This is a genomic window from Microvirga sp. jy35 (assembly GCF_056148915.1).
The window spans coordinates 1-23,264 of sequence record NZ_JBWBEW010000011.1 but is presented as its reverse complement, the minus strand read 5'-3'; the positions used below and the strand labels follow the sequence as shown (position 1 = coordinate 23,264).

20 protein-coding genes are annotated in these 23,264 nt (G+C 65.5%); 10 read left to right on the top strand and 10 right to left on the bottom strand.

Annotated elements, in window-relative coordinates; translation table 11 throughout:
- Positions 1–13 precede the first annotated feature (13 nt).
- Positions 14–1,858, bottom strand: a complete 1,845-nt coding sequence (locus AC0QTX_RS11020; protein ID WP_474603867.1) for a cation:proton antiporter domain-containing protein — start codon at positions 1,856–1,858, stop codon at positions 14–16.
- Positions 1,859–2,029: 171 nt separating this feature from the next.
- Positions 2,030–3,316, bottom strand: a complete 1,287-nt coding sequence (locus tag AC0QTX_RS11015; RefSeq protein ID WP_474603866.1) for a cystathionine gamma-synthase family protein — start codon at positions 3,314–3,316, stop codon at positions 2,030–2,032.
- A gap of 102 nt (positions 3,317–3,418) precedes the next feature.
- Between AC0QTX_RS11015 and AC0QTX_RS11010 the strand changes: the two genes are divergently transcribed.
- Positions 3,419–4,267, top strand: coding sequence for an AAA family ATPase (locus tag AC0QTX_RS11010; protein WP_474603865.1), 849 nt, complete (start codon positions 3,419–3,421; stop codon positions 4,265–4,267).
- A complete protein-coding gene (locus AC0QTX_RS11005) occupies positions 4,267–4,791 on the top strand; it encodes a SixA phosphatase family protein (RefSeq protein ID WP_474603864.1) in 525 nt (174 codons plus the stop codon). Before AC0QTX_RS11010 ends, AC0QTX_RS11005 begins: the two co-directional genes overlap by 1 nt.
- Here AC0QTX_RS11005 and AC0QTX_RS11000 read toward each other — a convergent pair.
- Positions 4,788–5,309 (bottom strand): N-acetyltransferase family protein, encoded by a 522-nt coding sequence (locus AC0QTX_RS11000; protein WP_474603863.1) that lies wholly within the window; start codon positions 5,307–5,309, stop codon positions 4,788–4,790. The two genes, AC0QTX_RS11005 and AC0QTX_RS11000, sit on opposite strands and share 4 nt — an antisense overlap.
- 151 nt (positions 5,310–5,460) lie before the next feature.
- Between AC0QTX_RS11000 and AC0QTX_RS10995 the strand changes: the two genes are divergently transcribed.
- From AC0QTX_RS10995 to dksA, 4 genes are all read left to right on the top strand, one after another.
- Entirely contained in the window at positions 5,461–6,528 is a 1,068-nt protein-coding gene (locus AC0QTX_RS10995; RefSeq protein WP_474603862.1) for a hypothetical protein, read from the top strand.
- 68 nt (positions 6,529–6,596) lie between these two features.
- Positions 6,597–8,045: a YcjX family GTP-binding protein gene (locus tag AC0QTX_RS10990; RefSeq protein ID WP_474603861.1), complete on the top strand. Its 1,449-nt coding sequence runs from the start codon at positions 6,597–6,599 to the stop codon at positions 8,043–8,045.
- The gene (locus tag AC0QTX_RS10985; protein WP_474603860.1) at positions 8,042–9,028 is read left to right on the top strand and encodes a YcjF family protein; all 987 of its coding nucleotides are present in this window, start codon (positions 8,042–8,044) and stop codon (positions 9,026–9,028) included. The genes AC0QTX_RS10990 and AC0QTX_RS10985 overlap by 4 nt, the downstream gene beginning before the upstream one ends.
- Positions 9,029–9,180: 152 nt before the next feature.
- On the top strand, positions 9,181–9,600 hold the full coding sequence (gene dksA / locus AC0QTX_RS10980; protein WP_036350657.1) for an RNA polymerase-binding protein DksA: 420 nt from the start codon (positions 9,181–9,183) through the stop codon (positions 9,598–9,600).
- A gap of 76 nt (positions 9,601–9,676) precedes the next feature.
- Here the strand turns inward: dksA and AC0QTX_RS10975 are convergent, their stop codons facing one another.
- Entirely contained in the window at positions 9,677–10,972 is a 1,296-nt protein-coding gene (locus tag AC0QTX_RS10975) for a hypothetical protein (RefSeq protein ID WP_474603859.1), read from the bottom strand.
- Positions 10,973–11,356: 384 nt separating this feature from the next.
- On the opposite strand from AC0QTX_RS10975, the gene cckA reads away from it, so the two are divergent.
- Entirely contained in the window at positions 11,357–13,888 is a 2,532-nt protein-coding gene (gene cckA / locus AC0QTX_RS10970; protein ID WP_474603858.1) for a cell cycle histidine kinase CckA, read from the top strand.
- Between the two features lie 172 nt (positions 13,889–14,060).
- Positions 14,061–15,155, top strand: coding sequence for a recombinase RecA (gene recA, locus AC0QTX_RS10965; protein WP_474603857.1), 1,095 nt, complete (start codon positions 14,061–14,063; stop codon positions 15,153–15,155).
- Positions 15,156–15,257: 102 nt separating this feature from the next.
- Here recA and AC0QTX_RS10960 read toward each other — a convergent pair whose 3' ends face one another.
- Entirely contained in the window at positions 15,258–15,944 is a 687-nt protein-coding gene (locus tag AC0QTX_RS10960) for a hypothetical protein (RefSeq protein ID WP_474603856.1), read from the bottom strand.
- Between the two features lie 118 nt (positions 15,945–16,062).
- Between AC0QTX_RS10960 and AC0QTX_RS10955 the strand changes: the two genes are divergently transcribed.
- Positions 16,063–16,623, top strand: a complete 561-nt coding sequence (locus tag AC0QTX_RS10955; RefSeq protein ID WP_474603855.1) for a GNAT family N-acetyltransferase — start codon at positions 16,063–16,065, stop codon at positions 16,621–16,623.
- A gap of 61 nt (positions 16,624–16,684) precedes the next feature.
- Entirely contained in the window at positions 16,685–19,354 is a 2,670-nt protein-coding gene (gene alaS / locus AC0QTX_RS10950; protein WP_474603854.1) for an alanine--tRNA ligase, read from the top strand.
- A 58-nt stretch (positions 19,355–19,412) separates the two neighbouring features.
- Here alaS and AC0QTX_RS10945 read toward each other — a convergent pair whose 3' ends face one another.
- From AC0QTX_RS10945 to AC0QTX_RS10925, 5 genes are all read right to left on the bottom strand, one after another.
- On the bottom strand, positions 19,413–20,696 hold the full coding sequence (locus tag AC0QTX_RS10945) for a PQQ-dependent sugar dehydrogenase (protein WP_474603853.1): 1,284 nt from the start codon (positions 20,694–20,696) through the stop codon (positions 19,413–19,415).
- Positions 20,693–21,127, bottom strand: a complete 435-nt coding sequence (locus tag AC0QTX_RS10940; RefSeq protein WP_474603852.1) for a DUF2231 domain-containing protein — start codon at positions 21,125–21,127, stop codon at positions 20,693–20,695. Before AC0QTX_RS10940 ends, AC0QTX_RS10945 begins: the two co-directional genes overlap by 4 nt.
- A gap of 199 nt (positions 21,128–21,326) precedes the next feature.
- Positions 21,327–21,788: a GFA family protein gene (locus AC0QTX_RS10935; protein ID WP_474603851.1), complete on the bottom strand. Its 462-nt coding sequence runs from the start codon at positions 21,786–21,788 to the stop codon at positions 21,327–21,329.
- A 23-nt stretch (positions 21,789–21,811) separates the two neighbouring features.
- On the bottom strand, positions 21,812–22,195 hold the full coding sequence (locus AC0QTX_RS10930) for a hypothetical protein (protein WP_474603850.1): 384 nt from the start codon (positions 22,193–22,195) through the stop codon (positions 21,812–21,814).
- 142 nt (positions 22,196–22,337) lie between these two features.
- Complete coding sequence (locus AC0QTX_RS10925; RefSeq protein WP_474603849.1) at positions 22,338–22,487, bottom strand: hypothetical protein; 150 nt, start codon at positions 22,485–22,487, stop codon at positions 22,338–22,340.
- Between the last annotated feature and the right edge of the window lie 777 nt (positions 22,488–23,264).

The following is a 23,264-nucleotide window of genomic DNA, read 5'->3' as shown; positions in this document are numbered from 1 at the left end:
CGAGAATCTCGCTTCAGGACGCTTTCGTCACCCGCCCGACCGCACCCCCCGGCTGAGACTTGCCGACACGCCGCCGCGCCCGAAACACGGCTCGATCCGGATCGTGTTTCGGGTTGCTCTTCCTGAGGATTTCCCGGAACTCGTCCCGCCGTTCATGGATCGAGGCGATCACCAGCCCCATGGGCACCCCGATATCGCTCAGGACGGCCTCGCTCAGCTGAAGGGAGGCCTCGATGGTTTCCGGAACGGCGTCGTCCACGCCGAGTTCGTAGAGCTGGGTGGCGTGGCGAGCGTCGCGGGCGCGCGCCACGATGGTGATTTCGGTGCATTCCTGCCGCGCGGCGGACACGACCGCTTCGATGGAGCTGAGGGTGTCCAGGGTGATGACCAGTGCGACCGCCCGGTCGATGCCACAGGCCCGCAGGAATTCAGGGTAGGAGCCGTCGCCGTAATAGACCGGCTTGCCCGCCTTGCGCTCCGCCGCCACGCGGGCGGGATCCAGATCGATGGCCAGATAGGGCACCTTGTGGCGGTCGAGCATCTCCCCCACCAGCTGTCCGACCCGTCCGTACCCGGCGATGATCACCCGCCCGACCTCGTCCGCCGGCGGGGCGACGGTCACGAGAGGGTCGAGCGGCCGGCGCACTTCAAGCCTGCGGCTCAGGCGCTGCCCCAGGCGTGCCAGAAGCGGGATCGCGACCATCGTGATGGTCGTCACGAGGAGAAGGTTCTGCCCGATCCCGCTCGGCACGAGGCCCGCCACCATGGCTGCGCCCAGGATCACGAGGGCGAACTCGCCGCCGGGACCGAGGAGGAGGCCGGTTTCGGCTGCCTCTGCGGTATTGAGGCCGTAGGGACGCCCGAGGGCCATGATGGTCAGGGTCTTGATGATGATGACCGTCGCAGCGAGCGACAGGATCAGCACCGGGGCTTCGAGGAAGCGGAACAGGTCGAGGCTCATGCCGACCGACACGAAGAAGACGCCGAGGAGCAGACCCTTGAAGGGCTGAATCGTGACATCGACGGCGCGGCGATACTCGGTTTCCGACAGGAGAATGCCGGCGATGAAGGCGCCAAGGGCCATCGAGAGGCCGCTGACGGCGGCGATCAGACTGGTCACCATCACGACGAGCAGGCAGGCCGCCATGAAGAGCTCCGGGCTCTTCGTGGCCGTGACCAGTTGGAAGAAGGGCCGGAGGATGATCCGGCCAAGTCCGATGATCAGGCCGAGTGCGAGGCCTGCCTGCAGGAGCAGGATGACAAAGGACGACAGTGTCACCTCGGGCTTGCTGGTGTCGAGCACCGCAATGGTGAACAGGATCGGAGCGACCAGCAGATCCTGGAACAGCAGAGCCGAAAAGCTCGCGCGCCCGGCGACCGTGTTGAGGCGCTTCTGCTCCGCCAGGACGGGAATCACGATGGCCGTGGAGGACAGGGCAAGAGCGAGCCCAACGATGGTTGCCGCCGTGATCGTGTCGACGGTTTTGAAGCTGTAGAACGCAAGGCCGAGGACCAGGGCGCCCAGGAACACCTGAAGGGATCCGAAACCGAAGACGAGACGGCGCAGGGTGCGAAGACGCTGCCAGGACAGCTCGATGCCGATGGTGAAGAGCAGGAAGACCACTCCGAATTCCGCGAGCCGAGATGTGCCCTCCGGATTGGTGAAAGTCAGCCAGTCGACCCATGCGTATTGCGGAATGAGACGCCCGAGCCCGTAAGGTCCCAGCAACGCGCCGGCTGCCAGGAACCCTAACACCGGGCTGATCCTCAGGCGGTGAAAGACCGGGACGACGACGGCTGCCGTTGCCAAGAACAGAATCGGTTCCTGATAAGCGTAGAGATCCAGCGCAGCGGCCATTGCTTCCTTCCGATCGAGGGCATTGTCGTTCTAGCCGCGAGGGATGCGCAAGAGGTTAATGCCGCTCGAGGTGGAATGGCGGGCGCGACATGAGCGCATGGAGACGCCGTCGATACTTTCATCGTCATGCCCGCAACAAGCGCGGGCATGACGGCATGGGAACGGAACAGGCTACCCCAGCGTCGACAGCGCCTGCGCCAGATCCGCCACCAGATCGTCCGGGTGCTCGATGCCGATGGACACGCGGATCGTGGCATCGCTGACGCCGAGGCGGTCGCGGGTCTCCTTCGGGACGCCGGAATGGGTGGTGGAGGCCGGGTGCGAGATCAGCGATTCGGTGCCCCCGAGGCTGACCGCCAGCTTGAACACCTGGAGCGCGTTGAGCACCCGGAAGGCTTCCGGTTCACCGCCCTTCACGTCGAACGAGAAGGTGGAGCCGGGGGCGTCGCACTGCTCCTCGTAGACCTGACGGGCGCGGGAGCCCTCGGGCAGGTAGGCCAGGTGGTGGACCTTCGCCACGCTCGGGTGCTCGTGCAGGAACTGCGCCACGATCTCGCCATTACGGTTAGCTGCATTCATGCGCAGGGACAGGGTCTCAAGCGAGCGGCCCAGCATCCAGCAGGAATGCGGATCGAGCTGGGTGCCGATGGCGGAGCGCAGCAGGCGCACAGCCTTCATGTGCTCCTTCGAGCCCAACGCCGCGCCGGCGATCAGGTCCGAGTGGCCGCCTACATATTTCGTAAGCGAGTAGACCGAGATGTCGGCCCCGTGCTGGATCGGCTTCGAGAATACCGGGCCGAGCAGGGTATTGTCGCAGACAACCACAGGCCGGAAGCCTTGGCTCTCGCCGATCTCGTCTGCCACGCGCCGGATGAGGGCTACGTCCACCAGGGTGTTGAGCGGGTTCGACGGGCTTTCGATCATCACCACGGACACCCGTCCCTTGGCGGCAGCCGCAGCGGCGGCGGCGCGGACGGAGGCCTCATCCACTCCGTCGCCGAAGCCGACCGCCTGCATGCCCATATTGACCAGGGTCTTGGCCACCAGGGTCTCCGTGCCGCCGTAGAGCGGCTGCGAGTGCAGGATCACGTCGCCGGGCCGGGCGAAGGCCAGGATCGTGGTGGCGATGGCCGACATGCCGGAGGAGAACAGGAGGCCCGCCTCCGCCTCCTCGAAGATCGCGAGCCTGTCCTCGACGATCTCGGAATTCGGGTGGTTGAAGCGGGAATAGACCAGGCCGGCGGCCTCGCCCTGCGGCGGCTCGCGGCGGCCCGCCACGTAGTCAAAGAACTCCTTGCCGTGCTCGGCGCTGTTGAACACGAAGGTGGAGGTGAGGAAGACCGGGGGCTTCACCGCGCCTTCCGACAGGGTCGGATCATAGCCATAGCCCAGCATCAGGGTCTCGGGCTTGAGCTTGTGATTGCCGATGCGGTCCTTGTGATAACGGTTATAAGCCATAGGTCATGTCTCCCATTTGTTTGTCATGGGCTTAGCCTATGAAGACGATTGCCGAAAGGCTGGGGCAGGACTTAGGGTCGGATTAAAGCGAGGAAGAGTGGAATGGCGCCTTTTGCCGGAACCGAATCGTATGTGGCCACCGAGGACCTGACGGTCGCCGTGAACGCCGCGATCACCCTGGAGCGTCCGCTCCTGGTGAAGGGAGAGCCCGGCACGGGCAAGTCGGTTCTGGCGGAGGAGATCGCCCGGAGCCTGAACGCCCCGCTCCTGACCTGGCACATCAAGTCCACCACCAAGGCCCAGCAGGGGCTTTACGAGTACGATGCCGTCTCCCGCCTGCGGGACAGCCAGCTCGGCGACCGGCGGGTTTCGGATATCGGCAATTACATCAAGCGCGGCAAGCTGTGGGAGGCCTTTGCCTCGGAGATCCGTCCGGTGCTGCTCATCGACGAGATCGACAAGGCCGACATCGAGTTCCCGAACGATCTCCTGCTCGAGCTCGACCGCATGGAGTTCTTCGTCTACGAAACCGGAGAGACGATCAAAGCCGCCCGGCGCCCCATCGTGATCATCACGTCCAACAACGAGAAGGAGCTGCCGGACGCTTTCCTGCGGCGCTGCTTCTTCCACTACATCAGGTTCCCCGATCCGGACACCATGGCCCGGATCGTCGAGGTGCATTACCCCGGCATCAAGCACCGGCTGGTGGAGGAGGCTTTGAAGATCTTCTTCGACGTGCGTGAGGTTCCGGGTTTAAGGAAGAAGCCCTCGACGTCGGAGCTCCTCGACTGGCTCAAGCTCCTGCTCTCCGAGGATATCGGGCCCGAGCAGCTGCGTGAGCGCGACACCCGCAAGCTCATCCCGCCGCTCCATGGGGCGCTTCTGAAGAACGAGCAGGATGTGAGCCTGTTCGAGAAGCTGGCCTTCATCGCCAGGCGGGAGGGGCGCTGATGCTCCGCCTCATTCTCCTCCGCCACGCCAAGGCCGGCTGGCCGCCCGGCATCCTGGACGTCGACCGTCCCCTCGCGAAGCGGGGTCAGGAGGCGGCCCTCGTCATGGGAGATTACCTGAAGCGGGAGCGTCTCGAGCCCGATCTCGCCATCGTCTCCTCGGCCCGGCGCACGCAGGAGACCTGGGAGCGGGTCCAGCCCATCCTCGGCGAGATCGAGATGCGTCCGGACGGGCGCATCTACGAGGCTTCCGTCGGGCGCCTGCTTGAGGTCGTCCGGGAGGTGAAGCCCGAGGTCGGCACCCTTCTGGTCATCGGCCACAATCCGGGCTTCGAGGAACTCGCCAGGCTCTTCATCGGCGAAGGCGACATGGACAGCATTCTGCGGCTCGGCCAGAAATTTCCGACCGCCGGCCTCGCCGTGATCGATTTCGAACTGGCTAGCTGGAGCGATGTGGCTAAGAAAACCGGTCGTCTCGAGCGCTTCGTAACCCCGAAATCGCTGGGCAACGGCGAGGACGATTAGGCGCCTGCGGGCTGCGGCAGGTCGAGATAGAGCAGTTCCTCGTCGTAGAACGCGTCGCCGACCCGAAGGGCCTTGCACTGGATTCCGTAAGGCTTGAAGCCGAGGCCGTGATAGGTGCGCCGGGCGCCGTCGTTCGTGAGCCCCACGGCGGCCTCGAGCATGATCACATGCCGGGATGCATGGTCGATCACGCGCTGCACGAGCCTTTTGCCCACATGGTGTCCGCGCCACTCCGCCTTCACGTAGACGCCCCACAGAACACCCTTGTGGCGGGCCTTGATCCGCTCATGGACGGCAAAGCCCGCCATGCCGATCATGCCCTGATCGGCAAAGGCGCCGAAGACCGCATTCGGGCTTGCGGACAGGCGCGTCCGGATCGTCTCGATCGGCATGGACGCGTCTTCCTCGTAGCTCGCGCCGAAGGCCTCGGGCGCAACGGTGAGCGCTTCGAGCCTCAGGTGGCGAAACCCTTCTGCGTCCGATTGTTCGAGAATGCGGATCGGGATGTGGGAGGTCATGGATGTCTGCTGCCGGTGCTGGCTCTCATTCGTGGGATGCGCGATCCTTAAGGTCAAGAGAGGGAATTGAGGGTGAACCTATCCTCTTCACCATCGTTTGGCCTGAAACCTTCCTGATTGTTTTCCGCCGAAGCAGGGGCTGATCTTCATCATGGTGCCTCAGACCTTTTACGCGCTCGTCCTTGCGGCTCGCGCCCTCCTGCCCGGCGACCCGGACACCCGCGGCGGCGATCCCCTTCAGCCGGAGCCGCAGGCTGTCGCGGCGCGGTACGAGCCTGCCAATCGCGAGGTCACCAACTGGCGCTCCGAGGCCATGGAGGCCCTCGAGCCGAAGCCCGTGGTGGCCATGGCGGCCCTGTTCCGGGCCGAGCGCCCCTTCGTGACCCGCTGCGTGAAGCTCAACAACTACTGGTGCATCAAGAGCGCCCGCTGGAACGGGGAGCTTGCCACCGACACCGAGGGCCATGTGGGTTTCATCTCGGCCGATCACAGCGCCGATGCCGCCGCCACCCTGCTGCGGCGCTACTACCTCGAGTTCAACCGCAAATCCGCCCTCGACATCGTGCGCCGCTGGGCGCCGGCCGAGTGCAACGTGGCGAGTGGCATCGGTGGCATGGCGATGCTGGCCGTGAGAGGGATCGGCGGCACGGTGCGGGCCCGATACCTCGCCTCGCGCAGGCAAAAGGGCGGGGCGGTGCGCTACACCGCCAAGGCGGGTCCGGGCGGCAAGCCGGGCCGGGTGTCCATGGTGATCCCGATGGCCCCGAGGACGCCGCAATACCGGGTGCCCAGCATCGCGGCCGGCATGGGCGAGAAGCCGGCCAGGCCGCCCGAGCCGCCTGCCCCCCGCCGCAAGCCGGCAAAGGAGCCGGCTGCGACGGCCTCTGCAGCGCCGAAGCTCGCTCCGAAGGTCCAGGTCGCGGCTGCCTGTCCCTCGGAGGAACAGCGGCACCGCAATTATGCGGGCCGCATGGTGGAGGGCTTAGGTCTGGGTCCAGGCGACGACCTGAAGCTCTTTGCGGCCGACGGCACGCCTCAGCCCAACCTCACGCACGTGATGCTGGCCATGTCGGCCTTCGAATTGGGCGCCCTGCGCGCGAGCCCGGAACTCGTGGAGGGTGCGATCGAGCGGGCGATCGCGAAGGTGCAGGAGAACGCCAAGGCGGCTGCGCGCAAGGCGGAAGCATCCGGGAGCGAACCGACCAGCGTGGAGCGCTAGGGCGTCTTGCACGTTAGGATTTCAAGCCCCACCTACGAGCTTGGCTTGGGAGCATTAGGTTCATCTTCGTGTCCGTCATCACCGATCTCGCCTCCCGCGCCGGGTCTGCTGCGCAATCGCTCTGGGAGGTCTCCGGCCAGCTGGTCCAGCCCTCCCTCCGCCTCGGCGTCACCGGGCTCGCCCGCTCGGGCAAGACGGTCTTCACCACCGCTCTCGTGCATCATCTGACGCGGGGCACGAACCTGCCGGCCTTCCGGGCCTCGGCCGAAGGGCGGATCCGGCGGGCGCAGCTGGCGCATCAGCCGGACGACGCGGTGCCGCGCTTTCCCTACGAGGAGCACATGGCGGCCCTGACCGAGAGCCGCCGCTGGCCGCAATCCACCAATCGGATCAGCGAGCTGCGGGTGGATGTCGAATACGAGCGCAAGGCCGGGTGGCGCACCGGACCGGCATCGCTCGCCCTCGACATCGTGGATTATCCCGGCGAATGGCTGCTCGACCTGGCGCTGCTCGACGCCGGCTATGCGGAATGGTCCCGCCAAACCATTGAGGCAAGCCGCAAGCGGGACCGCGCGCCGGTCGCAGCCCGCTGGCATGAGACATTGAGAACCCTCGATCCGTCGGGCGCGTCCGACGAGATGCTCGCATCGAAAGCGAGCGAAGCCTTCAAGGAATACCTCACGGCGCTGCGGGCAGGATCGGAGGCGGTGGCCACCACCCCGCCGGGGCGGTTCCTCATGCCGGGCGATCTCGCGGGCTCGCCGGCGCTCACCTTCGGGCCGCTCGATCTGCCCCAGGGCCAGCCCGTCGAGGCAGGGAGCTTTGCCGCCCTGATGGAGCGGCGTTTCGAGGCCTACAAGACCCATGTGGTCCGGCCGTTCTTCCGCGACCATTTCCAGCGCATCGACCGCCAGATCGTGCTGGTGGACGTGCTCGCCGCCATCGACGCGGGACCCGTGGCGCTCGCCGAACTGGAGGAGGCGCTGGATCAGGTGCTCATGGCCTTCCGGACCGGGCGCAACACGCTCCTGTCGCGCCTGTTCTCGCCCCGGGCGGACCGGGTCCTGTTCGCGGCCACCAAGGCCGACCACATCCATCACACGGATCACGACCGGCTCGACGCCATCCTGCGCCTGCTCGTGAACCGGGCCTCGCGGCGGACCGAGGCGGCCGGCGCACGGGTGGGCACCGTGGCGCTCGCCTCCGTGCGCGCCACCCGCGAGACGACCATCCGCGAGGGACGCGAGACCCTGCGGGCCGTTGCCGGAGTTCCGGAGGCCGGCGAGCGGGTCGGCGACGAGACCTTCGACGGCGAGGCGGAGGCTGCGATCTTTCCAGGGGAGCTGCCCGAGAGTGCCGAGGCGGTGTTTCAGGGAGCGGTGCCGCCCGGCTCGTTCCGCTTCCCGCGGTTCCGGCCGCCGAAGCTGCCGGTCGACGCAGCGGGGCGCATGGCCAGGATGCCTCATATCCGTCTCGACCGGGCCCTTGAGTTCCTGCTGGGGGATCGCCTCGCATGACCCGCCAACCTCGCGCCTATCGCCTCGACGATCCGAACATCACCGCCGGCGCCGTGCAGGTCACGGAGGAGCCCTTCGACGCCATTGAGGCCGCCGACGGCGTCGTGGTGCCGATGGGCGGGAAGCGCCGCGCGCCCTGGCTCGGCATCCTGCTGTCGGCCCTGTCGGGGCTCCTTCTGCTGGGCTTGGGCCTCGCAGTCGAGAACCTGATCGTCGACCTCTACCGGGTCGCGCCGTGGCTGGGCTGGGTGGCGCTCGCCCTCGCCGTGCTCGCGGTGCTGGCCTTCCTGGCCATCATCGGGCGGGAGGTTTCAGGGATCTGGCGCGAGCAGAAGATCGAGAGCCTGCGCGAGGCGGCGGTCGATGCGCTCGCGGTCAAGGACCACAAGGCGGCAAAGAGCGTCGTGTCGGATCTCATCGGCCTCTACGGCGGCCGGGCCGCGGCCGCGCAGGGGAGCGCCCGCCTCAAGGGTCTCACCGACGAGATCATCGACGCGGACGACCGCCTCGCCATCGCTGAGCGCGAGCTGCTCGCGCCCCTGGACCTGCAGGCGAAGCGTGCGATCGCCGGGGCGGCAAAGCAGGTCTCCCTCGTGACGGCCGTGAGCCCGCGCGCCATCATCGATGTGGCCTTCGTGATCTTCGCAGCGGTGCGGCTTCTGCGGACTCTCGCCCGGATCTATGGCGGCAGGCCCGGCTTCTTCGGCTTCCTGCGGCTTGCCAAGGCTGCCTTCAACCACCTCGCGGTCACGGGAGGCGTGGCGGTCGGCGACAGCCTCATGCAGCAGGTGCTGGGCCTCGGGCTCGCCGCGCGCATCTCCGCCAAGCTTGGCGAGGGGGTGCTGAACGGGCTCATGACCGCCCGGTTCGGCCTGGCCGCCCTGTCCGTCTGCCGGCCGCTTCCCTTCATCCGGGAGGAGGCGCCCAAGATCGGCGACGTCGCCGGCGAGCTCGTCAGCCGGGCGGAGGCGGCCGCCTGCTGATGGTGCGACATATCGTTCGGCCTGCGCCTATCCAACGGTTCTTAAGGGTTGCTGGGGCCTATTAGACAAATCGATGACGCTTAATCTCGTTGTCGCAGTCCCTGCTTGCCTATATAGGGGCGCCACGGTTCATCGGGGAAGAACGGCTGAACATGACAGATAGCGTGATTGATGAAGGCTACCGTCCGACAGAAGACGAGCCTTTCATGAACGAGCGGCAGAGGGAGTATTTCAGGCGCAAGCTGATCCGTTGGAAGCACGACATCCTCAAGGAGGCTCAGGAGACCCTCGCGACGCTGCAGAGCGAGAACGAGAATCATCCTGACCTTGCGGATCGCGCCTCCTCGGAAACGGATCGCGCCATCGAGCTTCGCGCCAGGGATCGTCAGCGCAAGCTGATCGCCAAGATCGACGCCGCGCTCGCGCGGATCGAGGACGGCTCTTACGGCTATTGCGAGGAGACGGGCGACCCGATCTCCCTCAAGCGCCTGGAGGCCCGGCCCATCGCGACGCTCTCCCTCGAGGCGCAGGAGCGCCACGAGCGCAACGAGCGGGTCTACAGGGACGACTGATCCGTCCTGCTTCGCAAACGAAAAGGGCTCCGCCAGCGGAGCCCTTTTTCTTTGGCCGTCAGACGGGAGTCTACCGTCACCCCTTCTTGCTCGGATCGAGCGGACGTCCCAGCAGGCGGGCGAATTCCGCTTCGATATCCTCCACGGAGAACGGGTCGGCAGCCTTCTGTGCGGAGGCGGGTTCCTTGGCCTGAGGCGGCAGGGGAGCCGACGCGGGCGCAGCCTGTGGTGACGGAGCGATCCGGACCGGCTCGGCGGGCATCGGGGGCTGGGCTGGAGCGGGGGCTTCAGGCTCCTCGGCCAGATCCTCTTCCTCTACGGGTTCGTCAAAGGACGTGACAGGTTCCTCCTCGGCCGGCTCCGGCTCGGCCAGGACCGGCTCGGGAGAGGAACCCTCCTCATCGCTGATGTCTTCGTAATCGGCCGGGGATGCCATGCTGGCGGGAGCCGGCGGGGCAGCCTCCGGAGCAGAAACGGGACTCGCCGGACGCTTCAGGGCCTCTTCGAGCTGCTTTGCCATATCCGACAGCAGGGTGGCATCCGGGGCTGGCCGCTCGGTCGCTGCCGGCTCAGGGGAGCGGACGGGCTCGGGCGGCTGCACGAACGGTGCCGGCTGCACGGGCTGTGCCGGCGGCACGGGCGTTGCCCGCGACTGGAAGGGCGGCGGAGTGAATTGAGGACGCGGCTCCGGGCGCTCCGCCGGAGAAGGCGAGGGCGGAGCAGGAGGTGCGGGCGGGGCAGGAGGCGTGTTCTGAAACGACGGAGTCCTCGCCTCGGCACGCAATCCCTGGACGGCGGGAGGTGCGGAAACGGCAACGGCATCCGGTTTCAGAGCCAGCTCGGAATGAGCCGGAACAGGTGCGCTCACGTGGGCGACCGGCGCGAGCTCTTGCTCACTGTCGGATTCTTCTGCCGGGCGACGCACGAAGGCGCCGAGCTGGGCGGCGAGCTGGCTCTCGATGGAGGGGCGGCCGTTGGGCTCGACCTGGGGGGCGCGGGGCGGTTGATCCAGCGACGGCTCGAAGCGCTCCGCCCCCATGTCGACCGAAGGAGCGGGAACGCGCGTGCCGGCGACGCGGACGATGTTGGTCTCGATCACGACGTCGTTGGGGCCGCCGATGAGGAGGAGGTGCTCGACGTTGTCCCGGCGGAGCAGAAGAAGCTGCCGCTGGCGGTCGAGATCATACACATCCACGATGCCCAGCCGCGGCTGGCGGCTGCGGCCGCTGCGGTCGCTGCCCGGCATCATCAGGCGGCCACCCCATACCTTGCGCAGGACGAGCCCTAAGAGCACGAGCAGGATCAGAATGATCGCGAAGGCGATTGCAAATTGAACTGCCCGTGGTGCTTCGAGACCGAATAGAGATGACACGATGAACTCTCAAACGTTGACTGACCTTCGCAGGCCACTTCTGTGTTGGTTGTACCACATTGACCGCCAAAGCCACCGGCAAGGTTAACAGATGGTTAACGTCACCCGGTTACAGTATGAGGCCGAGGGCACAGGAAAGGCTCTCCGGGATGCGTCCAAGATGGGGCTGCATCCCTCTACATCAAGGAAAATAAGGATTTCCTGTGACGGTCCGCATCGATGAGCCCTGCGCCGTCGCGACCGGCCCTTGCATCCGGCGCCGCCGCCTTAGAGGTCGATCAATAAATACCGTGTAATATGATCGGACCAGATCGAGCGGTTGGCCGCAACCCTGCAGCCGGTGCCGTGAGGCACATCCGCCTCCGTTGAGGATGTTGAATTTTCATGGCTTACGAAGGCGATACGCCAAAGGGTTCGGCCATCGACCGCTCCGACCGGCACGGCCATATCGGATGGGTGTTGCTCCTGGCAGGCCTTCTCGTCGGTGCAACTCTGACCCTGCGGTTTCTCGGCATCGAACAGGCGCAACCCTTGATCCTCGGGCTCCTGGCGTTCTTCGCCATGGCGGGCGTGTTTTTCCTCTTCGCCATGGCGATCGGCGTCGTTCAGTTCTCAGGCCAGACCGTCCGCAACGATATCACCAAGCTGATGGCGGATACTTCCGGTGACGGCCTCGTGGTGGTCGAGGATGATGGGCGCATTGCCTATGCCAACGAAGCCTATCTCGCCTTCGCCGGATTGCAGGGCGGCGAAGTGCTGCCGGTCGAGCGCCTGTTCATCGGCACGCCCGAAGTCTCGGAGGCGATTTACCGGCTGGCTCAGGCGGCCCGGGAGCATCGCACGGGTACGGAGGAGATCCGCCTGTCCCCGTCTCTCAATGGAGCACGCGAGTTCGGCTGGTATCGGGTGCGCGTCCGGCCTGTGCCGCGACCCAACGGACGGCAGGCGGCGCTCTGGGCCATCTCCGAGGTCACTCATGAACGCGAGCGCCAGGAGAACGTGTTCCAGGAACTGCAGCATGCCATCGACTATCTCGATCATGCGCCCGCAGGGTTCCTGTCCGTCGATCCCGGCGGCTCCGTCATCTATCTGAATGCCACGTTGGCATCCTGGCTCGACTACGATCTCGCACAGGTCGGCTCCGGCGGCTTGAGTCTTTCCGATATCGTGCCGGGCGACGTGGCCTCGATGATGACGTCGTTCTCCGGCGAGCCGGGCAGCGTGCGAACCGAGACCTTCGATCTCGACTTGCGCCGGCGCAACGGACAGTTCCTGCCGGTGCGCCTCTATCACCGCATCGCGTTCGGCCAGGACGGCCGCATGGGCGCATCGCGCACGCTCGTTCTCAACCGTTCGGCCGGCGGGGAAGTCGACGAGGGGCAGCGCGCGGCGGAAGTGCGCTTCGCGCGCTTCTTCAACAACACCCCCATCGCCATCGCGACCGTCGACCGTGCAGGCCGCATCGTCCATGCCAACGCGCCGTTCTCCAGGCTCTTCGGCGCGCTGCCGCGCACGGGCGAGAACGGAGCGGGCGGGCCCTCGATCCCCGATGCCTTCCGCGAGCGCGACGCCATCGAAGCGGCCCTCAGGGCGGCGGCCGAGAACAAGGGCGACATCCCGCCCCTCGAGCTTCAGACAGTGGCCGAGGGCGGCGGCTCCGTCCGCGTCTGGGTCACGCCTGTGGGCGATACGGGCGCGGACGGAGAGACGGCGATCCTCTACGCCCTCGATACAACCGACTTCCGCAAGGTCGAGGAGCAGTTGGCTCAGGCCCAGAAGATGAACGCCGTGGGACAGCTCGCCGGCGGCGTGGCGCACGACTTCAACAACGTTCTGCAGGCCATCATCGGCTACAGCGACCTGCTGCTCGCCAACCACCGGCCGACGGATCCGTCCTTCCAGGACATCATGCAGATCAAGCAGAACGCGAACCGGGCCGCGGGCCTCGTGCGCCAGCTGCTCGCCTTCTCGCGCCGCCAGACCCTGCGGCCGGAGGTGCTGAACCTCAACGACCAGCTCTACGATCTCTCCATGCTGCTCAAGCGCCTCCTCGGCGAGCGCGTGGCGCTGGACCTCAATCACGGCCGCGACCTCTGGTTCGTGAAGGCGGACGTGAACCAGTTCGAGCAGGTGGTGGTCAACCTCGCGGTGAATGCCCGCGATGCGATGCCGGGCGGGGGCAAGCTCGCGATCCGGACAGCGAACGTCACGGCGGCCGAGGCGGAGCGGCTCAATGTGAGCGCCATGCCGGCGGCCGATTACGTGATGGTCGAGGTCTCCGATACCGGTTCCGGCATGACGCCCGAGATCGTGGAGAAGATCTTCGAGCCGTTCTTCACCACCAAGGAGGTGGGCAAGGGCACGGGCCTGGGGCTGTCCACCGTGTTCGGCATCGTCAAGCAATCCGGCGGTTACATCGACGTGGACTCGACGCCGGGGCAGGGCACCACCTTCCGGATCTACCTGCCGCGGCATGTTCCGGCCGCGCAGGAGATGCCCGAGGAAGTGAAACCCGAGGTGGCCAAGAAGCCGGCCGCCGACATGACCGGGCAGGGCACGATCCTTCTGGTGGAGGACGAGGACCCCGTGCGCGCCGTGAATGCCCGCGCGCTCTCGGCCCGCGGCTACACGGTGCTCGAGGCGGCCTCCGGCATCGAGGCCATGGAGATCATCGAGGCGCGCGGCGCGGCGGTGGATCTCGTGGTCTCGGACGTGGTGATGCCCGAAATGGACGGCCCGACCCTGCTCGGCGAACTGCGCAAGCTCTACCCGGATCTCAAGGTGATCTTCGTCTCCGGCTATGCCGAGGAAGCCTTCCGCAAGAACCTGCCCGAAGGGGAGGAGTTCAACTTCCTGCCCAAGCCCTTCAGTCTGCGCCAGCTCGTCGAGACCGTGAAGCAGGTCATTGGGGGCTAAGCTGCTGATTTAACTATTCTTTAACCCTGCGGCAACGTGACCTGCGCGGGATCTGTGAATTCCCGAATGAGAACGAAAAAAGAACTTGTAAGGGGGAACAAAGTGAGTACATATATTCTCTCAACACCGCGTTGAGATTCACTCCTCCTCCATGCCATAAGGATGTTAGGTCATGTCACAGTCCTCCCTGAGACTGGTGGAAAGCTCATCAATGGATAAAGAAAAAACGAAAGCTCTCGACGCGGCGCTCTCCCAGATCGAGCGTGCCTTCGGCAAGGGCTCGATCATGCGGCTCGGCAAGGGCCAGCAGCCGGTGGAAATCGAAACCGTCTCGACGGGTTCGCTGGGCCTCGACATCGCGCTCGGCGTGGGCGGTCTGCCCCGCGGCCGCATCATCGAGATCTACGGGCCGGAATCGTCGGGCAAGACCACGCTGGCGCTGCACACCATTGCCGAAGCACAGAAGAAGGGCGGCGTCTGCGCCTTCGTGGACGCGGAGCACGCGCTCGACCCGGTCTATGCCCGCAAGCTCGGCGTCAACCTGGACGATCTTCTGATCTCCCAGCCCGACACGGGCGAGCAGGCGCTCGAGATCTGCGACACTCTGGTGCGCTCCGGCGCCATCGACGTGCTCGTCATCGACTCCGTGGCGGCGCTGACCCCGAAGGCCGAGCTCGACGGCGAGATGGGCGACGTGCAGCCGGGTCTCCAGGCCCGTCTCATGAGCCAGGCCCTGCGCAAGCTCACCGGCTCCATCTCCCGGTCGAAGACCATGGTGGTCTTCATCAACCAGATCCGCATGAAGATCGGCGTCATGTACGGCAGCCCGGAGACCACGACGGGCGGCAACGCCCTGAAGTTCTACGCCTCCGTGCGCCTCGACATCCGCCGTGTCTCGACCCTGAAGGATCGCGACGATCCGATCGGCAACTCGGTGCGCGTGAAGGTCGTCAAGAACAAGGTCGCTCCGCCCTTCAAGCAGGTCGAGTTCGACATCATGTTCGGCGAGGGCGTCTCCAAGGTGGGCGAGCTCATCGATCTCGGCGTCAAGGCCGGCATCGTCGAGAAGTCCGGCGCCTGGTTCTCCTATGACAGCCAGCGCCTGGGTCAGGGCCGCGAGAACTCCAAGCAGTTCCTGCGCGACAACCCGGAGGTCGCGGACAGGATCGAGGGTCTCATCCGCCAGAATGCCGGCCTGCTCGCCGACCGTATTCTGGAGCAGGCGACCCCGACCGCCGACGATCTGGACGAGGGTTCTGCCGAGTAAGTTTTGCTCTCCTTCAAGGGCAAAGATAGGCCGTCGCGAGAGATCGCGGCGGTCTTTTCGTTTGTGACGTTCCTTTTGTGATGTCTCTGGAGAAAGGCCTGCCTACCGCAGGTCCACGCGGATCCCGGCGCCGATGAAGTTCGAGCCGGATTCCCGTTCCGCGATGAGCCCGAAGATCCCCGAGCGGTGATGGATCCTGGGAACGAAGTACACGCCGGGCAGGGACGCGTGGGAAAACTCCGCCTCGAAGGCAAGGTAGTTGAGGAAGCGCGTCGGCTCGACGCGAAAGCTCCCCTCGAGCCTCGGCCGCTCCGACGCATAGGAGAGGCCCTCGCCGAAGGCCAGATTGACGCTCAAGCCGCCGAAGAGCGGGATCTGGCCTGTGCGGAACATCAGTGCGATCGTTCCTTCCCAATGGCTCTGTTCGCCGAAATGGCGCAGGACCTGTCCTTCCAGCTCGATCCGGTTGCCGTGGAATGCGAAATCCGTGCCCGGCAGCGGAATGGAGAAGGAGGGAACGATGACCCGCGAAAGGCTCGCCCCGACAAAATAGGCGTCCTCGGACGTCAGGCGACCTGTCAGGGACCGCTCGGGGATCTCCAGAAGATCGGCATTCACCCACCGGCTCCCGGAGGCCGTCAGATGCCACTGCCGCTCATTGCCTTGAGCAAGGGCGGGAGAGCCAAGGAACAGGAAGCTGAGGCCGATCCGGCCCGCAATGCCGGCTGCAGATCGAAGACCGGATCTGCGCCCTGTTGGCCGGGAAACGGCCGCTGACAGAAAATCCATATGAAAACACCGGACATGATCCAGGACCACAACGGCCGGATTGAGGTTAGCACCAACCCGGCCAGTCTCAACCGGCGATTCGATTGCGCCAATTGGCGCAGGGCGGCACAATCCGGCCATGCTGCCCCTGCTCGCCACCGAACGCCTGCGGCTCGAGCCGGTCTCCATGGCCGATCTCGATCGCCTGCACGGCCTGCTGATCCTGCCCGATGTGAGGCGCTATCTCTGCGACGACGCGGTGCTGAGCCGCGAGCAGGTCGAGAACCTGATGCGGAAGGCCGCTGCCCTGGCACCGGATGGGCTCGGGCTGTGGCGGCTCCTTTCCGCTGACGGTGCCTGGATCGGCATTCTCGGATTGCAGCCGGTCTCCGCGGCCGCGTCCGAGGCCTATCCTGCTTTCGCCGGCGCGGTGGAGCCGCTTGTCGCCCTCCACCCGCAGGCCTGGGGCAGGGGATTTGCCGCGGAAGCGCTGGTGCGTGCTGCGGCCTATGCCCGGGACGATCTCCAACTGGACCGCCTCGCCGCCCTCGTGGACGAGCCCAACGCCCGGTCCCACAGGCTTCTGGCGCAGGTTGGCTTCCGGGCCATCCACGTGGCCGAGAGGCCGAAGCGCCCTCTGCGGGCCTATTCGCTCGCTCTGCCGAAACGCCGCCTCGACAGGGCGGGCGCGGACGGTTAAAACCGGCCACCGTCACACCTTTTCAGGCCCTGAAAAGCCCTTACCCGAAGTTTGAGAACCCATGAGCGGCGTCAACGAAATCCGGTTGATCAACGATATCCGGTCGGCCTTCCTCGATTACTTTGCCAAGAACGGCCATGAGGTCGTGGCCTCGAGCCCCCTAGTGCCGCGCAACGACCCGACGCTGATGTTCACCAATGCCGGCATGGTGCAGTTCAAGAACGTCTTCACCGGAGCCGAGAAGCGCCCCTACAGCACGGCGGCGAGCTCGCAGAAATGCGTGCGCGCCGGCGGCAAGCACAACGATCTCGACAATGTGGGCTACACCGCGCGCCACCACACCTTCTTCGAGATGCTCGGCAACTTCTCCTTCGGCGACTACTTCAAGGAGCGGGCCATCGAGCTCGCCTGGAACCTGATCACCAAGGAGTTCGACCTGCCGAAGGACAAGCTCCTGGTCACCGTCTACCATACGGATGACGAGGCGGCGGACCTGTGGAAGAAGATCGCCGGGTTCTCGGATTCCAAGATCATCCGTATTCCGACCTCTGACAATTTCTGGCAGATGGGCGATACCGGCCCCTGCGGTCCGTGCTCGGAAATCTTCATCGACCAGGGCGACACGCTCTGGGGCGGCCCTCCCGGAAGCCCGGAGGAGGATGGCGACCGGTTCCTCGAGTTCTGGAACCTCGTGTTCATGCAGTATGAGCAGGTCGAGCCCGGCAACCGGATCGCGCTTCCGAAGCCCTCGATCGACACCGGCATGGGCCTGGAGCGCGTTGCCGCGATCCTGCAGGGCGTGCATTCCAACTACGACACCGACCTGTTCCGCGCCCTCATCGATGCCGTGGCCCATGCCACCGGCGTGGCACCGACAGGCGACCGCAAGGCATCCCACCGCGTGATCGCGGACCACCTGCGCACCTCGTGCTTCCTGGTGGCGGACGGCGTGCTGCCCTCCAACGAGGGCCGCGGCTACGTGCTTCGCCGCATCATGCGCCGCGCCATGCGCCACGCGCAGCTTTTGGGCGCGAAGGACCCGATCATGTACCGCCTCGTGCCGGCCCTCGTGCGCGAGATGGGGCTGGCCTATCCCGAATTGATCCGCGCCGAGGCGCTGATCATCGAGACCCTGCGGCTCGAGGAGACCCGCTTCCGCAAGACCCTGGAGCGCGGCCTCATCATCCTCGATGAGGAGACCCGCAATCTGGGCGAGGGGCAGAACCTCTCCGGCGATACGGCCTTCACCCTCTACGATACCTACGGCTTCCCGCTCGACCTCACGCAGGACGCCCTGAAGCCGCGCGGCATCGGCGTCGACACGGAGGCGTTCGACGCCGCCATGCAGCGACAGCGCGAGAAGGCCCGTGCGGCCTGGTCGGGTTCCGGCGAGGCGGCGACGGAGACCGTGTGGTTCTCCGTGAAGGAGCGCACCGGCGCCACGGAGTTCTTGGGCTACGACACCGAGACGGCCGAAGGCATCGTGCTGGCGCTGCTCAAGGACGGCCGGGAGGTGCAGGAGCTGAAGGTCGGCGAGAGCGGCCTACTGGTGCTCAACCAGACCCCCTTTTATGGCGAGTCCGGCGGTCAGGTCGGCGACACCGGCGTGATGCAGGGCGAGGGTGCCCGCCTGTTCGTGACCGGCACCGAGAAGAAGCTCGGCGACCTGTTCGTGCATCACGTCACGGTGGAGCACGGCACATGTAAGCTCAACCAGTCCCTGGAGCTGATCGTCGATCACGAGCGCCGCTCGGCCGTGCGCTCCAACCACTCGGCCACCCATCTCCTGCATGAGGCCCTGCGCCAGGTGCTCGGCGACCACGTGGCCCAGAAGGGCTCGCTGGTGGCGCCAGACCGCCTGCGCTTCGACTTCAGCCACCCGAAGCCCATCGAGGATGCGGAGCTCGCCAGGGTCGAGGAGATCGCCAACCGGGTGCTGCTCCAGAACGAGCCGGTCGTGACCAAGCTCATGGCCGTGGATGAGGCCATCGAGTCCGGCGCCCGCGCGCTCTTCGGCGAAAAGTACGGCGACGAGGTCCGGGTCGTCTCCATGGGCAGGGCCGACGATGCTAAGACCTTCTCCATCGAGCTCTGCGGCGGAACGCACGTGAACCGCACCGGCGATATCGGCGTCGTCACCATCGTGGCCGAGAGTGCGGTCGCAGCCGGCGTCCGCCGGCTTGAGGCCATGACGGGCGATGCCGCCCGCCGCTACCTCACCGATGAGAGCCGCAAGCTGCGCGAGGTCGCAAACCTCCTCAAGACGCCGGTGGACGAGGTCTCCTCGCGCCTCTCGGCCCTTCTGGAAGAGCGCCGCAAGCTGGAGCGCGATCTCGCCGAGGCCCGGCGCAAGCTCGCCATGGGCGGCGGCGGCTCCGGTGGCGGCGATCCGGTCAGGGACGTGGCCGGCATCAAGCTCATGGCCCGCGCGGTCACGGGCGTCGAGATGAAGGACCTCAAGAGCCTCGCGGACGAGGGCAAGAAGCGCCTCGGTTCCGGCGTGGTCGCCATCATCGGCGTGGCGGATGACGGCAAGGCAGGCATCGTGGTCGGCGTCACCGAAGACCTGACGGACAGGTACGATGCGGTCAGCCTGGTGCGGGTGGGCTCCGAAAAGCTCGGCGGCAAGGGCGGCGGCGGACGCCGCGACATGGCCCAGGCCGGGGGCCCCGACGGCGCTCAGGCGGAGGCGGCGCTGGCCGCCATCGAGGCGGCTCTGGCGGTTCCCTAATGAAAAGGTCTTCCTGGGCGGCGCAAGCCGCTCCGGGATCGCCTGACGAGAGGGGCGCCTAGTTTCTCGTCACTCTCCAGATCGTGTTCGACAGATCGTCCGCAACGATCAAGGCGCCGCGGGGATCCACCGTCACTCCTACCGGTCGTCCCCGTGTGTTGCCGTCGTCAACCAGGAAGCCGGACACGAAATCGATCGGCTCGCCGGCGGGCCGTCCGTCGCGGAACGGCACGAAGATCACCCGGTAGCCGACCGGCACGCTGCGGTTCCAGCTCCCGTGCTCGCCCACGAACACCCCGTCGGCGAAATTGTCGCCCATGGCCGGGGTCGAGAAGGCCACGCCGAGCGCTGCCACGTGCGAGCCCAGGGCATAGTCGGGGCGGATGGCTGCCGCAACCTTCTCCGGATCCTGGGGCTGCGCGCGGGGGTCGACGTTCTGGCCCCAGTAGCTGTAGGGCCAGCCGTAGAAGCCGCCCTCCTGCACGGAGGTCAGATAATCCGGAACGAGGTTGGGGCCGATCTCGTCCCGCTCGTTCACCACCGCCCAGAGCTGGCCTGAACCAGGCTGAACCGTGAGGGCCGTGGGGTTGCGCAGACCGGTTGCGTAGGGCTTGTGCGCGCCCGTCTGCGCATCGATCTGCCAGACCATGGCCCGGTCTTCCTCGGCGTCCATCCCGCGCTCGGTGATGTTGCTGTTGGAGCCGATGCCCACATAAAGAAAGCGCCCGTCCTGGCTGGCGGTCATCGCCTTGGTCCAGTGATGATTGATCACGGCCGGGAGATCCGCCACCTTCACCGGCGGGCTGCTCGCCTGGGTCTGTCCGTCCTGATAGGCGAAGCGCACCAGGGCATCCTGGTTGGCCACGTAGATGGATCCGTTGACCAGCGCCAGGCCGTAGGGCGCGTTGAGATTGTCGGCGAAGACGCCCTGCATCTCGTAGGTGCCGTCGCGGTCCGCGTCGCGCAGCAGGGTCAGCCGATCGCCGCCCTTGACCGAACTCTTGCCGAGACTCTTGATGAAGCCCGCAATCAGGTCCTTGGGGCGCAGCGTCGGCGCGCCGCCGCCGGATCCCTCGGCAACGAGGATGTCGCCATTGGGAAGGACGATGGTCTGACGCGGGATCCTGAGGTCCGTGGCGATGGGTTGAATCCTGTATCCCGGCGGCACCTTGGGGAGATCGTTGCCCCAGTTGGCCGGCCTCGGGATCTTCATGGAGGGCAGCAGCCCGCGCTGCGGTTCGGGCAGGTTCGGGTTGGCGCCATATTGCGGCGGCTCGGGCTCGCTGTTGCAGGCGGAGAGGGCGAGGGCCAGGGTGCCGATCAAGAGGGACGAGCGGATCATTTCACCTCTCCTGCACGATGAAATCCGGAATAGCCGATCCAGGCCGCGACAAGGGCCAGGAGCGTCGTGACCGCCGAGAGATAGAGGCCCTCCGGCATGGTCGCCCAGGCGTCCTTCGCATGGACGAGGGCGTTGACGAAGCCGAGCCCCCACATGGCGAGCAGCACGACGAAATAGACCACCAGCCGACCCTTGCGGGCCGGCCCCCTGCGAAAGAGGTTGACCAGGGCCCAGAGCACCGCGAAGGCGCCGACGAGCAGGCCGCCGGCGATGAGCCAGGACGCGAAATTGGCCCATTGAATGTGGAAGGTCGACCGATAGGCGAGGTCGCTGGCCAGGGCGCCTGCGAACAGGGGAAGCGGAAAGGCCAGAAGGATCGCATGAAGGGGGTGGAGCGGCCTCAGAACACCTGGGTGGGATAGGGCAACCACAGCGTCTCCTCCCGTTCCTGGGCCGGCCAAGCGTCACCGCGTCCGGCAAAGGTTCCGATGGGACAATGCATCTGCGGGCGCTAGGTTGCGAAAACAGTCCTGATCCTCGCCGTCATCCGTTGGGAGGTTCAAGGGGCTGAAGGTTGAGGATCCGGGCGCCGTTGCTTGGCTCCGGACGACGGAGAGATCCGGCAAGTTCTCAATCGTGGTCCGGGTGCTGCCGCGAGGCCATCCTCCGCAGCTCCTCCGGCGAGGCGCCATCCTCCGTCCGCTCGCCCGGCAGGGTATGCAGCATCTCGAAGAACGGGAGCCTGCTCTCGACCCCGTACTGGATCTCCGGCGTGATCCGGCCCGGCTCGTCGAGGCTGCCGATGGACACGGTGATGCGATCGCGCTCCACGTAAGAAAAGGTCAGCGGCGTGCCGCAATCCCGGCAGAACCCGCGCTCGACCGCCTCCGAGCTCTTGAAGATGCCGGGCCGACCCTTGGTCCACACCAGATCCTGGCGCGGCACGCCGGTGAGCGGCGCGAAGTAGTTGCCGAAAGCCTTCTGGCACATGCGGCAATGGCAGATGCTCGCATGGGTCGGCTCGGACATCAGCGCATACCGCACCGCGCCGCACTGGCAGCCGCCGGTCATGATGGGTTTGGGCTCCGGCATGGTCTTCGTTCTCCTTGCAAATCCTACGATGGCGGCGTCCAGGCATATTGGGGCAGGGCGAACCACAATCCACCCGGATCTCCGTCCCGGGCGCCATTGGCGAGCCATTCACGGATGACGCTCTCGACGATCTCTTCGGGCCGTGATCCATACTGGCGCTGCACGATCCAGTCATGCGGCCCGTCAGGCCCACCGCCGAAAACCGGCACCGCGCCACGCGAGAGAAGCTCCGCAATGCAGCGGCGAACGTAATCTGTTAGGGCGCCGCCTTCGAGATCGAAACCGCGACGTGCTCCCGGCACGATCTGCCACATGCCGACTGCATCGATCGGCAGCTCGCTTGCGACCTCAAAAATATGCTCGCTGATCGTATTGCCATAAAACTTATGTCTTGGTTCGCTGATCATTTGCGATGCACCTTTTCTCCATCGCGAACAGATGGGCGGCTGCTGTTAATGGCGTCGTTTCTGATGCTGTGCCGTCTGAGCTTGGTAACGAGCGGAGCCGTGTCTGAACGTGCTGAGAACCCTCAGGACTCTTGCACCAAGATCAATCGTCTCCCCAGTGTTCCCGCATCAGTCTTTCAAGCAGCCCAGTGTCTGTCTCGACGGCCTCTGTGCCTTGAAAATAGCTGAACTCGACATGATCATCGAAGAAATCGAGTTCGACTCGAATGCCCACAAGCGTGAAGGACACCATGATCGAGTCATCTCTTAGATGGTCTAGCCGGTAATGAATGCTTTCCTTGTCGAGGTTATTTAAGAATGGAATGAGTTCGCGAATTCCATTTAGATGCACAGGTGCCTCCCTACTTCCTATATTCGTCTCGCCCAAGAATTTTCAGGCATGTTCTTGCTGCTCGGTCTCCGGCTTTGGCTGCCTTCATGACATCGGTAATCGACGATTCCAGAAATTGCTGGGGCAGCACAGCGCGAATTCTCCCTTTACAGTTGGCGGAAACGAAGCTTTGAACACTCATACCTAAATGTTCTTTCTCGAAGCCACCTGCCACCCGGAAGCTTGTTGGCGGTTTTCGGCGATGAGACGCCGACTCGCTTTGGTGACTTGCCTCGCCGCCTCAACCACCTCCATCAGTCCATTGTCCGCCATCGGAATTGCCTGCAGGAACGCGTGGCTGGTTCGGGTCGTAGCGCTTGCGGGCTCTTGAAATGAGCAGTAGTCGCAGCTCCAGTTGGGCGACAGCGAATGCGTAGCGGGCGTTCAGCAAAAAACTCCGTGAGTCGGCGGATCGAAACATCCAGAAACAACCTCAGCAAACATGATGCTTTGTTAGAACAAAACATGAACATTGTCAAGCTTAGCACCAAGGCGTGCGGGCAGCAAAAAGCCCGGCGCGAGGCCGGGCTTTTCATCATTCCAGAGCGGGGAGGGGCTTCGCTTAAGCCGCCATGGCTTTTTTAAGGTTCTCGTCGATCTTGTCGAGGAAGCCGGTGGTGGAGAGCCACTTCTGCTCGG